Genomic DNA, 15905 nt, shown 5'->3' with positions numbered 1-15905 from the left:
CGAGCGGGGGCAAGGAACGCGCTCCATCGGCCTGCTGCAGCAACTCGCAAAGGCAGGCGCGCTGCGCACACTCGACCACGCACTGGCGCAGAGCCTGCGTCGGCTCGACCCCGACACACCGGACAGCGTGCTTGCGGCGGCGGCACTGGCCTCGCTCGCCGTTGCATCCGGCCACGCCGGCTTCGACCCGGCGGAGCCGCAGCGCCTGGTCGATGCCGCGATCAACTGGCCCACGCCCGAGGCCTGGACGGCGGCGCTCGAAGCCTCGCGCTGGGTCGCCCGCCCCGAGGCCGGCGATGCTGAATCCGCTGCCGACACTCCGCTCGTGTACGAACACGGCCTCGTCTACTTGCGCCGCTACCGCGAGTACGAGCGCCGCCTTGCCGATGGCCTGCGCCGCATCGGCAATGCCGTCCTGAACGCTGGTGCAGCGTCCAGTGATGGCGGGGACGAACAGGTCCCAGAACACCTCGCGCCCCTTTTCGCCCAACTCTTCCCCGAAGCCGCCAGCAACGACCTCCAGTCGCAGGCCGCCGCCGCCGCGCTCCATCACAACCTGCTGCTGGTCACCGGCGGCCCCGGCACCGGCAAGACCACCACCATCACCCGCATGCTGGTGCTGCTGGTCGCCCAGGCGCTAGAAGCCGGCGCCGCGCCGCCGCGCATCGCCCTGGCCGCGCCCACCGGCCGCGCCGCCGAACGCATGGCCGAGAGCGTGCGCAACGCCGTGCAGGCGCTGCCCGCGCTTGGCGTCGCCCCCGCCATGTGCGCACGGCTACCCACCACCGGCACCACGCTGCACCGCCTGCTCGGCACCATCCCCGACTCACCGCGCTTCCGGCACCACGCCGACAACCCGCTGCCGTTCGACGTGGTGGTGGTGGACGAAGCCTCGATGATCGACCTGCCGCTGATGGCCAAGCTGGTCGAAGCCGTGCCCGACGGCGCGCGCCTTGTGCTGCTCGGCGATCCCGACCAACTGCCCTCGGTGGAGGCGGGTGATGTGCTGGCCGGTATTCTGCGCGCCGCAGAAGCCAGCGCGTCCGGCAGCACTTTCCCGGCGCGGCACGTCCATCTCACCCGCGGCTACCGACAGAGCGCCGCGCTCGACCTTGCGCCGCTGGCCGTTGCCGTGCGCGAAGGCGATACCGCCACAGCGCTGTCACTGCTGCGCGGCGGCGAACTGTCCGGCGTGCATTTCCACGAGGGCGATACCGACCCGGTGCAGTCGCATCGCGAGCACCTGCTTGCGCATTGGGCTTTGCTCGCCGAAGCCGGCGATCCTGCCGATGCACTTGCACGTGCCGGCCGCCTGCGCATCCTGACCGCCGTGCGCGAAGGACCGCAGGGAGCGCGGGGGCTCAATGCGCGCATCGAGGACATGCTTGCCGGTGCACGCCGCGGAGCAGGTCCCGCGTCAGCGGCAAGCCGCTACTTCCATGGTCGCCTACTGCTGATCACAGAGAACAGCTATCGGCATCGCTTGTTCAATGGCGATATCGGCATCTGCCTGCGCGACGGCAGTGGCACCTTGATGGCATGGTTCCCCGGCGACGATCCGCGCAATCCGCGGCCGTTCCATCCAGCAGCTTTGCCCGCGCATGACAGCGCGTTCGCGATGACGGTGCACAAGGCTCAGGGCAGCGAGTTCGACGAGGTGTGGCTGGTGCTGCCAAAGCGCTCCGGTCGCGTGCTGACGCGGCAGCTGCTTTACACCGGAGTGACCCGCGCGAGAAGACAATTGCGCGTATCCGGGAGCGGCGATGTTCTGCATGATGCGTTGGCGCAGTTTGCCGTTCGCTGGTCTCGATTGGAGCGGCGCTTGATCACACTCAAGTAGCCGTCGCGATCACAGCTCATCACGCTCCCACGCGCGTGGCCGGTCGACGTCCCTCCGGTTTTGAGTAGCACGACGTCATCAGGGCCCCACGGCATCGAGCGGCATGGCAGGGTTGAGCACAGATCGCGACTATCCATGGTGGCACGCCACAAACCCTGTCATATAAATAAGCGTCACATCTGCAAGACCGGTGCCTGCCGTGCCCGTTCCCTCTCCTCCAATTGCTGCTGCTCCAGGGCTTGCTGCTGCGCTAGCAATTGATCGCCAAGTTGCGCCAGTTGCTGGCCTTCCGGGGTTTGCGAGAACTCAACAGCGATCCGATCGGCCAGATCACTGTCGCCAGCCATAAGGGCGGCAATGTGGCGGTCTGCAAACGGATCGTCGGATGGTCGCGGTTGGGGCTGATTCATGCCTTGGCGATCATCTTCTATGCCGCGTTGATGGTCTGGTTCGTCGAGACCGGGTGGATGTGCTTGCGGCTGGACGCCAACCCGGCTCGGTCCGGTCAGCGTGATGCCAATGTTTGTTCTAGTACTTCCAGAGTCTATTGGGTACTGGAGATCAACTTCATCCTGATCGCGCAGGTCGCGCCCTGCATCAAGGTAAATGCGTCCGGCATCAAAATTGGCATCGGTCAGCCTGTCGGCCAAGTCTGGATGCCGCTGACGCAGTTCTCCCAGTAGCGCAGTGCGGGCGGGAGCGAGGGCATCGGCTATGTTTGGAATACTTCCGTATTCATTGACGAGCGCGGGAAAGTCCCTGTTCGCTTGCGCAAGACGGTTCCGGGCAGCAGCTTCGCCGTCGACGGTGACCCCGAAGCTGCGTTCCACACGATCAATCTCGTCGCGGTGAAGTTGGTACGTGCGATAGACGCTCTTGGCTTCGTCTGGGGTGATATTGTCCGGGTCGTCATACAAGCCAAACACCTGTGACTCGGCGAAGCGGCGTTTGCGAAGGCCCCTTCGACTTCGCTATTGCTGCCCCAGCAGTTGTAGCGCATCTGGAACCATGCTTCAGACCGGTCGCCATTACGAATCGCATCCATGACAGCGTGTTCCGGGACATTGCTCCCTGGAATGCCATTCAGCATTCCAGCGCCGCGATTGTAGGCAAGCGATACCAGGGCAATGCGCTCGTCGGATAGAGGCATCTCCAGACGGCCTGCTGGCCCATTCCTGTCGTACTCGGCCAGTGAGGCCCGGAGCAGTTGATCGGATTCGGCTTCGTTGAGTTCTCTTGTGAACGACAGGCCTGTTCTGGTCCTGTCCGCAGCTGGGGCTGCATCGATCGCAGCCAATGTGCGCCATTGTTCTCGGGTCAAATCAATGCCACTGTCGGTCCAGACAGCAACATTGTTGTCTCGGTTGAATGTGTAACCCCAGCCTATTGTCGCCCGGTTGTCGCCGATGTCCTGCGCATGCGTATGAAGTCCTTCGGAGCCGACAATCACCATGCGTAACTTGCGATCGTATTCCGTTCGGTCCAACTCCCTATAGTCCATTTTTGTCTCCGTCCTGCCGAACAAACGACTGCTCGTTACAGATCAGTTCTGCGGCTTTGTCGGAATGCCGCGGCAGTCGCTTTGTGGAGCGGCTGCGTTATCGTCCCCTGATCGCCCTGCAAGGCTCTTGGTGAGCACATCGTCCAATGCGATGATGTCTATATCGGTTTCGGCTTTGCGAATGGTGTCTCGCATTTCCCAGCGCATGCAGTCGCCATCAACGGCCGCCTTGATCAGATAGATTCCGCCGCTACGCAGGCTTTCGATGGTGAGGATGGCGGTGTTGCCGACGGCGATGCCGTGGATGATTCCACCTTCGTCTATTTGCGCCAGGCGCACTCTCGCCCCGAAGGAATCGCCACTGATCTTGTCGCCGGCTTGAGTCAGATCGATATCGAACCTGCCACAATCGGCTTCCGGCGCGGTGTTGTCGCACCACTGTACCCCCCAACTTCCGCTGAAATCGGCGCTGGCGCCAGGTTGTTGCGGGACTTCGCCTGAGTCAGCCGTATGAGGGGCCGAGGCTGCATCATGGGATTGCTTGACGGCCGGTACCTGTCGAGGTGCGGATTGAGCGCACCCATTAGCTCCGAGGGTCAGGGCCAGCAGCCCTGTAGCGGCAAGCCACTTTATCTTGTCCATATGTTGTCCCTATCGTCTGCGGCGGCGACTGAGTTCTTGCTCGTCCGTTCAAGCAGCCCCGAGTCTAATCAAAGAGTGGACCAAGGTCCTGCTCGTTTCGTGTAGGAAATCCAGCCTCGGTCTGCTTCCTGCGACCCCACCGAGTTTGACTGGAACGGCGATCTGGAGACGAGTTCCAGTGCGTATCGCTATCATTCGCGCCTGAACGGAACGTCGAGCTTCGGGAACGCATTCTGGCGCTGGCACAGCGGCACGTTGATGGCGTGGTTCCCCGGCGACGACCCGCGCAGCCCGCGACCGTTCCATCCCGCTGCGCTGCCCGCGCATGACAGCGCATTCGCGATGACGGTGCACAAGGCGCAGGGCAGCGAATTCGACGAGCTGTGGCTGGTTCTGCCGGAGCGCTTCAACCGCGTGCTGTCGCGGGAACTGGTGTACACGGGGATGACGCGGGCGCGCCGAGCGCTGCACATGGTGGGAACTGCCGAAGTCATCAGCGAGGCGTTGAGCGGCACGCCGGGCGGTGGTCCGGGTTGGGCGGGCGGCTTGGTGCACTTGTTCGAACATGAGGCCAAATGGGGACTGCCTGATGTCGGGCACCGAGAAAGGTGACGCCTGCAGCCAAGCCGCTTCTGGCTAGTGCTATTGTGCCAAAAAGCCGGATTTGCAGGCGTCACTGCCGGCATTGCTCTGCCGAGGACATGCGATTCGACAGGAGGTTGTGCCATGCCTCGCAAACGCCTAACTGCACTTCAAGCCGTTGCACTGATGTTGGCGACGCTCATGGCAGCCTGCAAGCCTGCCGTTCCCAGGGACGTGCCCGGCTTGGTCGATGCTGCTCCGGAAGGTTGGTCAGCCGAGGCTTCCTCGAACCTTGCGTCGCTCCCTCAAGTACCTGGAACGGAGCCCAATTCATGGGTTCCATATGCGGTGGAGAAGCGCATGGGAGCGGAATGGTGTCCGGAGGATCCTGATGACGAACGGGGGCGGAAAAGCGGAATTCTGAATCGGCCGTGCTTCGGCTTGCTGCCACGGCACCTTGCCGAGGTCCTGGTCGCCATCCCGGAGGGCGACATATTCCTGCCCGTCGTTACCCGGGCCCGGCATGCCCTACTGCCCCAGAAGTACCTGGCCCTGCCCGGATATGGGGAACGTCCGGACTTCATGGCCGTTGTCGATATCCTCGAAGGCATCACGTTGCGCTCGTTCGAAGGGGTTCGCCCGGCGGATACCGTATATCTGGTCGAAGGGCCATTTCGGTGTATCGATAACGATCCAGTGGCAGTTGCTGAGGGCGAGTATCTGCTGCAGACCACGGCATGCCAGGCTGCACAGGCGGATATTCGCCTTTACAAGTGGTCAACTGGTGCCGGGAGTATGGCGCGGGTGCAGACAGAGATGACGATCCGTTCGTTGAAGGGGAAAGACACCCTCCACCGGCAAGAAGCCGGCCATGACCAACCCGCACCTGACCACGCTTACGGATATCGACATCCGTATGAGTGCAGAACAGGTAATTTTGCAGTTGCGACTAGGACAACATTCCGACGCGCTTCGGCTGCTGGTTTGTCGATGTGACGCGCACGGATATGACGGATACAAATGGTTGCCGCGAAAAAAATCGCAAGCCCTAAGCCATACCTTGGATTGCCGATCGGTTTTGCACGCTACGGTTCGACATTCGCCAGTGAAGGCGGTTCAACATGTCCAGAGCTCGGCATGCCAGTGTATTGAAGTACACCTTCCCAGTGATGCGTTTGCAGTTTGGTAAGTTCACATGCGTCCCGATGCGAGTTCTGGACATGATCAAGGTCACGCCCGCAACCCTGGAATTCGAAGCAATTCTTCGCCGGCCCGCCAAGCCGAAGAACGCCACTTGGGCCTTCCTCGTCCTGCCCGAAGCCGCAAGCACCGAGTTGCCAACCCGTAGCCAGGCTACGGTGGAAGGCACCTTCGCTTCAACGCCGTTCCAGGCCACCTTGGAGCCCGACGGCAAAGGCAGCCACTGGCTGAAAGTCGACAAGTCGCTGCTCGAGGCCGCAGGCGCCCAGCCCGGCGACACGGTGACCCTGGAAATCACCCCGGTCGCCAAGCAGCCCGAACCCAAAGTCCCACCCGACCTGCGCGCCGCCCTGTCCGCCCACCCCGCCGCCAAGACCACCTGGGACGACATCACCCCCATCGCCCGCCGCGACTGGATCCAGTGGATGACCTCCGGCAAGAAGGCCGAGACCCGTGTGAAGCGCATCGCCACCGCCTGCGACCAGCTGGCCTCGGGCAAGCGCCGCGCCTGCTGCTTTGACCGCTCCGGCATGTACAGCCGCGGCAACCTCGGGCCGCCCGAAGCGGCGGACTGAGCCGACGCCGGGCTGTGGCTCTCGGCGCGTCCGCACTTCCTCCCATGCCGCACAATGCATCCCCCTCGCACCACCAGGATGTCCATGGACGCTGAAGCTCTCCTCCGCGCGGCCCTTCGCGAAGCAGGTTACGGGCCTGATGCCATTGGTTCGGCCATGCCGCAGATCATGCGCATCCTTCAGGCGGAGGACGTGCGCATCGAAGCCGGCCGCACGCTGTCGCGCAAGGAGCGCGAGTACGTGCGCGTGCAGCTGGAGCTGGGCCTCGACGTGTCCGAAATCGTGGCCGGCCTCAAGCGCTGATTCCGCTGCTCGACTGTCCCGCCCGTCTCCTGCTGGGACATACTCGGCCTGGGGATTCAGCAGGGGTCTCGAATGCGACGCTGGACGCTTGCGGTGCTGCCGTTGCTCGCCATGCTTGCCGGGTGCGGTGGCGCCCAATCGCACGAAGTCGAGAATCGTTCCACCTGGGTGCAGGCAATCCGCGACACGGCGCGGACCCAGGGAGGACCGCTGGGCGGGATGGGGCCGACCGCGGATACGCTGAAGCAAGGCGTGCTGAACCGTCAGGATGCGGTCGATGCGCTGATCCCGCTGTTGAAGGATCCCGATGAGCGTGTGGCGGAGCTGGCCGCCTACCTGCTTCGCGATGCGACGGTGATCGACCCGAAGTATCTGCCACAAATCATCGAAGGCCTTGATCGAGGCCTGGGATGGCTGCCGCCCGCGCTGGCGCGGATCGGCACGGACGGGGCGGCGAATGAAGCCGTGGACCGCTACCTGGTGTCCGACAGCGCCCCCAACAACCAGGAAGCGTACGCGCTGGAACTCCTCGGGCAGCGCGCGATCCCGTTCATCGTGGCCCGGGCGGCTTGCGACCAACCCTGTCGCGATGACACGCATGAGCTGCTGGGTGCCGTGCTGCGCCGGATGGGTCCCGAGCGCGCTGCCGCGGGTCCGGGGTTGATGCGGATCGCGAGCGATCGCAGTTCGTCGCCACAGATGGCGCAGGGTGCCCTGGGGATGATCGCGCAGCTTGGAACGGACGGACTGGCGCTGGAAGAAGACCTGCTGCGCGAACGCGGGGATGCGCCGTATCTCGCGCCCTGGATCGACCAGGCGCTGGTGGGCATCCAGTCGCCACGGGCGGGCCTGATCTTCGCGGAGCGTCTGGCCAACCAGCCCGATGCGAGAGCGTTGCGCGATCTTGCCGACGTCGGGATCGCCGGACGCGATGCCGGCCCCGCGGTGCTTGGGATCCTGGAGCGCGAGCCCGGGCTGCGTGCGCTGGCCGCCCTGACGCTCGGGTACATCGGCTACGTGCAGGCGACGCCCGCCCTGGTGGGAGCGCTCGAAGATCCGGTCGATGTCAGGGTGGCGTGGGCGGCTGCAAACGCGCTCGGCCGCCTCGGGGCAGGTGATGCGCTCACGGCGCTGGACCACACGGCCGCGGCGCACTGGTACACACCCGTTCGCGATGTCGCGCGCGAGGCGGCGGTGGCCATCCGTTCGGGCACGCCGTTTGCAGAGCGCCAGCCGGAGGACGGCTTCGCATCGGACTTCTTCGCGGTCTGGTCGATCAACCGCGGGTTGCCGGAGTGCGAACGGCGCTACGACGCCGAGCCGGAGTCCTCGCGCACAAAGCTGTACTCCGCCACGGCAAGCAGGAGGCTCGGGCAGCTGAAGTACCCGACCGAAGTCGTCAGCTACGGCGCCGCAGACGAGGAGGAGCAGAAGGAGGCGGGGGCGGACATCATCAAGGTGCATCAGGGCAACCTGATGGAGCGCCGGGAGCCAATCGAACAGACACCGCATGTCGCACTGCGCGTCGACGACGGTTGGCTGGTGGGCGGCAGCCGTGGCGAGTGGGGCGGCGAACTGATGTTCGTCGGCGACGACGGTCGATTCCAGGAGGTTCTTGGTGACAACGTGCAGGACATCCATCGCCTCGGAGACCGCATCGTCGCTACCACCGGACTCGCGCATCTCAGCCTCAACGGCGGTAGGGTCGTGGAGCTGGAGCGGCGGCCTGACGGTCAATGGCGGGCGGATACGTGGCGTGTCCTGCCAGGCGCGCCCTCGGCATCCGTGATGACCCCCGAGGGGCTGTTTGTCCCGGTCATCGGCGGCGGCGCGATCCTGATGGGGGCGGATGGCGTTATGCAGATGGCCGATTGTCATGACTAGTGGTCGTCCGCGCGCGACCCGCCGGCGCGTGCTGCAGCTGGTGCGCACCCTGTGCCTGGCTCTGCTCCTGCTGCCGTTCGGGTCCGCGACGGCGAACGAACCAGCTCCCGGTGCGCATGAGCCCGCCGCATCGCCGCCGGCCGCCACCACTGCACGGCTGCCGCTGAACCGGCGCATCGGCGTCGGCATCATCCGTGCCGCGTTCAACCGGGAGGGCGCGCGCACGCGTCGCGCGATGGCGGAGCACCTGCCCGCCGTTCCAGTCACCTCCGTCGAAGGCCTTTCCTATCGCGCTAACGATCCAGACGCGCTGCTCGACATCCACTACCCCGCGTCCGCGGCGTCGACCGGCGCGCGCCTGCCGGTACTGGTGTGGATCCACGGCGGTGCCTGGTTGTCCGGCAGCCGGCAGGATGCGGCGCCGCTGTTCCGCCTGCTGGCCGCGGAGGGCTATGCGGTGGTGGCGCCGGACTATTCGCTGGCGCCGGCGGCGCTCTATCCGCAGCCGCTGCGCCAGCTCTCCGCGCTGCATGCCTGGCTGGAGCGCCATGCGGGCGACTATCCGATCGATCCCGAACGCGTGTTCCTGGCCGGTGATTCGGCCGGTGCCCAGTTGGCCGCGCAGCTCGCGGCGATGGGCAGCAATCCGGCGTATGCGGCCGAGGTCGGGCTGCCGGGCGTGTTTACGCCCGAGGTGCTGCGCGGGGTGGTCCTGCAGTGCGGGGTGCTCGACCTGCCGGCGCTGGTGCGGCGCGAGCGCGGCGGTTCGCGGCTGCTGGGCTGGGGCACGGGCACCACCGTGCTGGCCTATGCCGGCACGCGCGATCCGGACAGTCCGGTGCTGGCGCAGATGTCGCCGATCCTGCATCTCACCGCGGACTTTCCGCCGGTCTGGATCACCGGCGGCAATGCCGATCCGCTCACGGCCGGCCACTCCGTGGCCTTCGCCGCGCGGCTCGAGGCGCTGGCGGTGCCGGTGACCTCGCTGTTCTGGCCCGACGACCATGCGCCGGGGCTGCCGCACCTGTATCCGTTCAACCTCGACAGCGAGGAAGGGCAGGTCGCGCTCCGCTCTATGCTGGAGTTCCTGCGCAGCCGCGAGTAGCGGCCGGGCCCGTGCCCGCGGGGTTCAGCGGTACGGCCCCGGCCCACGCCACACCATCTCTCCGCGCCGATACACCTGGTGCATCGTGATGACCTCGCGCGCGTCGCCGATGTCCGCCATCTCCGGATCCTCCGGATGCACCAGGCGGCACGGTCCGGAGCCGCGGCGGAGCGCGGTCTCCAGCGGACAGACCATGAAGCGACGCTCGCCGGGCAGGGGGATGAAGATCTCGGTCATGCCGGCGTCGCGCCATTCGCGCAGCCTGGTTTCGCCCAGCAGGTCGTAGATCACCTGGAAGCCGCCGGCCTCGAGGTTGGTCTCACCTGGGGACGGGCGATGCCTGCGCCCGTTGTCGACGGCGGCGCTGGGCGCGGTGCCGGCGTTCACGGGGGCGTGGTGTTCGCGAAGCATGCCCGGGGGCTGGCCCCAGACGTGCTGCGACTGCCGGGGCGTGGAGCGTGCGGACGCGGCAGGCGCCGGTGTTGCGTCACGTGGTGCGTCGGCGTCGGGCGGTATCGGGTCTTCGGTCTGGTCGACCTGGGTGGTCTGGAGGCGCGTCGCCGCGGGCGGCACCACCGGGTCGGGCCGGGGCGGCACGGCTTCGCGCGTGGGCGTGACGCGCGGGAACTCCGGCGGTGAGGGAATGGCGTCCTCGTTCCGGTCGATGAAGGTCACCTCGATCCGGCCGCCGCCGGCGGCGCCTTCCGGGCTCGACATCGTGACCGGCGGCGCGAACAGCGCCAGCAGCACCACCGCCAGGTGCAGCAGCGCGGTCACCAGCACGGCAATCCACGGATGCAGCCGGTCGATCAGGGGCTGGGCAGCGTCAGCCGCCGGGCGCACTGCGCTGCTCATGCCGCACCCACAGGAACGCACCCCGGCCGCGGCCAGGGTGCGTGATGCGTGGGGACGTGATGCGGCGTCACACTGCGGATGCGGCGAGGATCACTTCAGGCCGCGATGCTCGAGCAGCGGCTCCACGCTCGGCTCCTTGCCGCGGAACTCCCGATACGCCTCCGCAAGATCCCGCGAATGCCCGATCGACAGGATCTTCTCCCGGAACACCTGCCCGTTCTCGCGCGTCAGGCCGCCGTTCTCGCGGAACCACTGGAAGGCGTCATGGTCGAGCACCTCCGCGCCGAAGTACGCGTAGTAGCCGGCCGCATAACCACCGCCCCAGATGTGGCTGAAGTAGTTGGTGCGGTAGCGCGGCGGCACCGCAGCCATGTCCACCTGGTACTTGGCCAGCGCCTCGCGTTCGAACGCGTCGACGTCTTTCTTCGCGTCACCGGCCGGCAGCGTGTGCCAGGCCATGTCCAGCAGCGCGGCCGACAGGTACTCGGTGGTCGCGTAGCCCTGGTTGAAGGTGCGCGCCTTGACGATCTTCTCCACCAGTTCCTGCGGCATCGGCTCGCCGGTCAGGTGGTGCTTCGCGTAGTTCGCGAACACCTTCGGGTCCAGCGCCCAGTGTTCGTTGAACTGCGAAGGGAACTCGACGAAGTCGCGCGGCGTGTTGGTGCCGGCGACGCTCGGGTAGGTGGTCTTGGAGAACATGCCGTGCAGGGCGTGGCCGTACTCGTGGAAGAGCGTGGTCACGTCGTCCCAGCTCAGCAGCGCGGGCTGGCCGGCGGCGGGCTTGGTGTAGTTCTCGACGTTGTAGATCACCGGGATGTCGCCGGTCAGGCCGTTCTGCTCGACGAAGTTGCCCATCCAGGCGCCGCCCTGCTTGCTCTCGCGCTTGAAGGGATCGAGGTAGAACAGGGCGAGCTGGGTGCCGTCGGCGTCGAAGATGTCGAACACGCGCACGTCGGGGTGGTAGACGGGGAGGTCCGTGCGCTCCTTCGCGGTGATGCCGTACAGCTGTTCGGCGGCGAAGAACACGCCGTCCTTCAGCACGCGGTCGAGTTCGAAGTAGGGCTTGATCTGCTCGGCGTCGAGGTCGAACTCGGCCTTGCGCACCTGCTCGGCGTAGAAGTCCCAGTCGGCGGCGCCGGCGGTGAAGCCGCCACCCTGTTCGTCGACCACGGCCTGGATCCGGGCCAGCTCCGCGCGGGCGCGGGCGGTGGCGGCGGGCACGGTGTCGGTCAGCAGCTTGAGCGCGACCTCCGGCGTGCGCGCCATCTGGTCGGCGATGCTGTAGGCGGCGTAGTTGGGATAGCCCAGCAGTTCGGCCTTGCGCGCGCGCAGTTCGGCCAGGCGCTGGATGGTGGCGCGGGTGTCGTTGGCGTCGCCCTTCTCGGCACGGCTGAGCGATGCGGCGATCACCTGCTCGCGCAGGCCGCGGTCCTTCAGCGATACCAATACCGGCTGCTGGCTGGTGTTCTGCAGCGCCAGCAGCCACTGGCCGTCCTTGCCGGCGGCCTTGGCGGCTTCGGCGGCGGCGGCGATGCCGGCGTCGTCCAGGCCATCGAGCTTCTTCACGTCATCCACCAGCACGCCACCCGCATTGCCTGCAGCGAGCAGCTTGTTGGAGAACGCGGTGGTCAGCGAGGACTCTTCGCTGTTGAGCTTGCGCAGCTCGGCCTGCCTGTCGGCGTCGAGCTCGGCGCCGGCGCGCACGAAGTTGTCATGGGTGCGCTCGAGAACGGTGACCTGCTCGGGGGTGAGGCCGAGGTCGGCGCGTTGGCCGTACAGGGACTGCACGCGTGCGAACAGCACCGGGTCGAGGTGGATGGCGTCGGCATGTTCGGCCAGCTTCGGCGCCAGCGCTTCTTCGGCGGCCTGCAGCGTGGGGTTGGTGTTGGCCGAGGTCATGGAGAAGAAGAGCGTGGCGCTGCGGGTCAGCAGGGCGCCGCTGCGCTCCAGGGCTTCGATGGTGTTGGCGAACGTCGGCGGCTCGGCGCTGTCGGCGATGGTGCGCACTTCGGCCAGGTGCTGGCGCATGCCTTCTTCGATCGCCGGCTGGTAGTGGCTGTCCTGGATGCGGTCGAACACGGGTGCCTGGAAGGGCAGCGTGCTGGCGACGAGGAGCGGGTTCTCGCCCTGTGCGGGCGTGGCGGGGACGGCGGCGGTATCGGGCATCGGGGACTCGGTGGCGGGGCGGTCGCAGGCGCCAAGGGCGAGGGCGATCGCGGAAGACAGCAGCAGGGTACGCAGCATGGGATGGGGTTCCGGGTGGGGTGGGACAAGGGCGGAGGCCAGCCGGTGCGGCGTGCGCGCCGGGCATCCGTCGCAGTATCCGGCGTTTCGTCGCATTCCGCTTGCCGGCGGAGGGCACCGGCGGCACCTTGGTGGCTGTCGCGCGTATGGCGCGGGATCCCTTGCGAGGACCGACCATGAAAACCCTGACCATCCTGCTGCTGTGGTGCCTGCTGTTCGTGCTGTGCTGGCCACTGGCGCTGCTGGCCCTGGTGCTCTGGCCGCTCGCGTGGCTGGTGCTGCTGCCGTTCCGCCTGGTCGGCATCACCTTCGCCGCGCTGTTCGCGTTCCTGTATGCGGTGCTGACGCTGCCGGCGCGCCTGCTCGGCTGGCGGCCGTCCGGCGGCAGGGCCGCAGCGACGGCCTGACAGGCAAAAAAAGAGCCCCGGAATAACCGGGGCCGGGTCCATGGCGGCGTCCTGCCGCTGCGAGCCTTAGCGCGCGTCCTTCATCGCAAGCTTTCGGTTGCGCATGATGTCGTGGCATTCCTGCACGCGCGGCATGTGCTTCTGCGCGGCTGCGCGGGCGGTGGCCGGCGTATCGGCATCAGCCACGGTGTCCTTGAACGCGTTCAGCAGGCGGTCTTCGACCTCTTCCAGCTGCGCGACGTAGGCGTAGTTGGTGTCGCCCAGCGCGGCGCGCACCTTGCCGTAGGCCTGCTGCATGGTGCCGACCATGGTGCCGTGGTCGGCGGGGTTGCCGCCGGCCGCGGCCACGTCGGCGCTGAGTCCGGTGACGATCTCGCGCTTGTGCCCGGCCATCTGGCTGAACAGCGAGGACAGCTCGGTGTTGTCCACCTTGCCGGCGGCCTCGGTGTAGAACTCGGCGCCGTCGCGTGCGATCTCGATCAGGTCGTTGAGGGTGTGCTGGATCTTCTTCTCGGTATTCATGGGGAACCTCGTTCGAAAGTGCAGCCACTTTCGGGGTTCGGCCATGAAAGCCGCGTGGAATCGCACAGGTGTTCGCACCTGCACGCAACGCGCAGTGGGGTTTGTGCACGCCCCGTGGAGGCACGCGGCGTGCACGGTGGCTCAGCCTGCGAGCAGCCGGTTCATGCGCTGCACGAACGCGGCCGGGTCCGCCAAGGGTGCGCCGGCCGTGAGTTCGGCCTGCTCCAACAGCAGGGTGGCCAGGTCGGTGGCGCGGGCGTCATCGGCCTCGCCCTGCAGCTTGCGGACCAGCGCGTGCTGCGGATTGATCTCAAGCGTGGGCTTGTTCTCCGGCACGTCCTGGCCGGCCTCGCGCAGCAGGTGCGCGAGGTGCGGGGCCATCTCCCACTCCGACATCGCAAGGCAGGACGGCGAATCGGTCAGGCGCGCCGACACCCGCACATCCTCCACGCGCCCGTCCAGCAGGCCCTTGATCCGCTCCAGCAGCGGTGCGGCGGCGCCGGTGGCGTCTTCGAGCTTCTGCTTCTCCGCTTCGTCCATCGGCAGCTCGCCCTTGGCGACGTGGCGCAGCGGCTTGCCGGCGTACTCGCGGAACTGGCCCAGCATCCATTCGTCGATGCGGTCGGACATCAGCAGCACTTCGATGTCCTTGGCGCGGAAGGCTTCCAGCTGCGGGCTGCCGGCGGCGGCGCGGTAACCGTCGGCGGTGACGTACCAGATCGCATCCTGGCCCGGCTGCATGCGGCCGACGTAGTCATCGAGCGACACGGTCTTCTGCTCGCCATCGCCCTTGGTGGAGGCGAAGCGCAGCAGCTTGGCGATGCGCTCGCGGTTGGTGGCGTCTTCGACGATGCCTTCCTTCAGCGTGTTGCCGAAGGCCTTGAGGAAGGCTGCGTACTTTTCGGGTTCGTCGCGCGACAGCTTCTCGATGAGATCAAGCACGCGCTTCACGCAGGCGCCCTTGATGCGCTCGAGCTGGCGGTTGTGCTGCAGGATCTCGCGGCTGACGTTGAGCGGAAGATCGTCGGCATCGACCACGCCGCGCACGAAGCGCAGGTAGTTGGGCAGCAGCTCTTCGGCTGCGTCCATGATGAAGACGCGCTTGATGTAGAGCTTCAGGCCCTTGCGCTCGTCGCGGCCGCCCATCATCAGGTCGAAGGGCGGCTGCGCCGGCAGGTACAGCAGGGTGGTGAAGCTCTGGCTGCCTTCGACGCGGTTGTGCGTCCAGGCGGCGGCATCGTTGAAGTCGTGGCCCAGCGACTTGTAGAAGTTCTGGTATTCCTCGTCGCTGATGTCCGACTTCGGGCGGGTCCACAGCGCGGAGGCGTCGTTGACGGCCTCCCACTCGGGTGCGGCGTCCGCCTTGGCCGCGCCGTCGTCGCCATCGCTCCCGTTGTCCGCGTCCGAACCCTCGTCGTCCACCGCCGCGTCCTTCGGCATTCGGATCGGGAAGGCGACGTGGTCGGAGTACTTGTGGATCAGCGAGCGCAGGCGCCAGGGCTCGAGGAACTCGTCCTCGTCGGCCTTCAGGTGCAGCACCACGGTCGTGCCGCGCTCGGGCAGGGTCACGTCTTCAAGCGTGTACTCGCCACGGCCGTCGCTCTCCCACTTCACCCCGGCATCCGCAGCCGCGCCGGCGCGACGCGTCAGCACGGTCACGCGGTCGGCGACCACGAAGGCGGAGTAGAAGCCCACGCCGAACTGGCCGATCAGTCGCGCGTCGGCCTTCTGCTCGCTGCCCATGGCCTCGAGGAAGCGGCGGGTGCCGGAGCTGGCGATGCTGCCGATGTTGGCCACCACCTCGTCGCGGTCCATGCCGATGCCGGTGTCGCGGATGGTGATGGTGCGCGCGTCCTTGTCCCAGCTGACGTCGATGCGCAGGTCGCTGTCGCCGGCCAGCAGTTCCGGATGGGCGATGGACTCGAAGCGCAGCTTGTCGCAGGCGTCGGAGGCGTTGGAGATCAGCTCGCGCAGGAAGATTTCCTTGTGCGAGTACAGGGAATGCGTCACCAGGTGCAGGACCTGGGCGACTTCGGCTTCGAACTTGCGGGTTTCGGCGGTGGCGGTGGTCATCGGGTCTCAAGAACATGATCAGAGAGCCCTTCGATATGCGAGCGGCGGTGGCGATTTCAAGCGCTCCGGGCCGAGAACAGGTTCTTCCTGGAGGGCCCCGCCGCGGCCGGGAGGCCTTCGCGGCTCATGTCCCCCGGCATCCGCCTGGCGGCGGATGCCTCCTCCTTTACTT

Annotated in this window: 13 protein-coding genes and 1 pseudogene; 8 read left to right on the top strand and 6 right to left on the bottom strand. The window is 66.7% G+C overall.

Going from position 1 to position 15905, the window contains the following annotated elements:
- Window positions 1-25: 25 nt before the first annotated feature.
- Entirely contained in the window at window positions 26-1840 is a 1815-nt protein-coding gene (gene recD, locus ACW5F0_RS14305) for an exodeoxyribonuclease V subunit alpha (protein ID WP_457000003.1), read from the top strand.
- Between the two features lie 173 nt (window positions 1841-2013).
- Here recD and ACW5F0_RS14300 read toward each other — a convergent pair whose 3' ends face one another.
- Window positions 2014-2757, bottom strand: a complete 744-nt coding sequence (locus ACW5F0_RS14300) for a hypothetical protein (RefSeq protein WP_456999992.1) — start codon at window positions 2755-2757, stop codon at window positions 2014-2016.
- Between the two features lie 626 nt (window positions 2758-3383).
- Window positions 3384-3983 carry a hypothetical protein gene (locus ACW5F0_RS14295; RefSeq protein ID WP_456999991.1) on the bottom strand — a complete coding sequence of 200 codons (600 nt, stop codon included), beginning with the start codon at window positions 3981-3983 and terminating at the stop codon, window positions 3384-3386.
- A gap of 249 nt (window positions 3984-4232) precedes the next feature.
- Here ACW5F0_RS14295 and ACW5F0_RS14290 point away from each other — a divergent pair.
- The 6 genes and pseudogenes from ACW5F0_RS14290 to ACW5F0_RS14265 all read left to right on the top strand — a co-directional run.
- Window positions 4233-4552 (top strand): annotated as a pseudogene (locus ACW5F0_RS14290) (ATP-binding domain-containing protein); the annotation flags it as partial.
- A 157-nt stretch (window positions 4553-4709) separates the two neighbouring features.
- Entirely contained in the window at window positions 4710-5561 is an 852-nt protein-coding gene (locus tag ACW5F0_RS14285; protein WP_456999990.1) for a hypothetical protein, read from the top strand.
- 209 nt (window positions 5562-5770) lie between these two features.
- Window positions 5771-6340 (top strand): YdeI/OmpD-associated family protein, encoded by a 570-nt coding sequence (locus ACW5F0_RS14280; protein WP_456966240.1) that lies wholly within the window; start codon window positions 5771-5773, stop codon window positions 6338-6340.
- A 156-nt stretch (window positions 6341-6496) separates the two neighbouring features.
- Entirely contained in the window at window positions 6497-6643 is a 147-nt protein-coding gene (locus ACW5F0_RS14275) for a polyprenyl synthetase (RefSeq protein ID WP_456966219.1), read from the top strand.
- A 72-nt stretch (window positions 6644-6715) separates the two neighbouring features.
- Window positions 6716-8527: a HEAT repeat domain-containing protein gene (locus ACW5F0_RS14270; RefSeq protein ID WP_456966218.1), complete on the top strand. Its 1812-nt coding sequence runs from the start codon at window positions 6716-6718 to the stop codon at window positions 8525-8527.
- The gene (locus tag ACW5F0_RS14265) at window positions 8520-9632 is read left to right on the top strand and encodes an alpha/beta hydrolase (RefSeq protein ID WP_456999989.1); all 1113 of its coding nucleotides are present in this window, start codon (window positions 8520-8522) and stop codon (window positions 9630-9632) included. The genes ACW5F0_RS14270 and ACW5F0_RS14265 overlap by 8 nt, the downstream gene beginning before the upstream one ends.
- A gap of 24 nt (window positions 9633-9656) precedes the next feature.
- Here the strand turns inward: ACW5F0_RS14265 and ACW5F0_RS14260 are convergent, their stop codons facing one another.
- Window positions 9657-10487: a hypothetical protein gene (locus ACW5F0_RS14260; RefSeq protein WP_456999988.1), complete on the bottom strand. Its 831-nt coding sequence runs from the start codon at window positions 10485-10487 to the stop codon at window positions 9657-9659.
- Window positions 10488-10577: 90 nt separating this feature from the next.
- Window positions 10578-12731 (bottom strand): peptidyl-dipeptidase Dcp, encoded by a 2154-nt coding sequence (gene dcp / locus ACW5F0_RS14255; RefSeq protein WP_456999987.1) that lies wholly within the window; start codon window positions 12729-12731, stop codon window positions 10578-10580.
- Window positions 12732-12907: 176 nt separating this feature from the next.
- Here dcp and ACW5F0_RS14250 point away from each other — a divergent pair, with 176 nt between their 5' ends.
- Window positions 12908-13138 carry a hypothetical protein gene (locus tag ACW5F0_RS14250; RefSeq protein WP_456966214.1) on the top strand — a complete coding sequence of 77 codons (231 nt, stop codon included), beginning with the start codon at window positions 12908-12910 and terminating at the stop codon, window positions 13136-13138.
- A 66-nt stretch (window positions 13139-13204) separates the two neighbouring features.
- On the opposite strand, the gene ACW5F0_RS14245 is transcribed toward ACW5F0_RS14250, so the two are convergent.
- Together ACW5F0_RS14245 and htpG are read right to left on the bottom strand one after the other, a co-directional pair.
- A complete protein-coding gene (locus ACW5F0_RS14245) occupies window positions 13205-13660 on the bottom strand; it encodes a PA2169 family four-helix-bundle protein (RefSeq protein WP_456966213.1) in 456 nt (151 codons plus the stop codon).
- A gap of 141 nt (window positions 13661-13801) precedes the next feature.
- Window positions 13802-15733 carry a molecular chaperone HtpG gene (gene htpG, locus ACW5F0_RS14240; RefSeq protein WP_456999986.1) on the bottom strand — a complete coding sequence of 644 codons (1932 nt, stop codon included), beginning with the start codon at window positions 15731-15733 and terminating at the stop codon, window positions 13802-13804.
- Window positions 15734-15905: the final 172 nt, after the last annotated feature.

It is taken from the genome of Luteimonas sp. A534, from assembly GCF_054072805.1.
The sequence above is the reverse complement of the archived record's forward strand: the minus strand, read 5'-3'. Positions and strand labels throughout refer to the sequence as shown.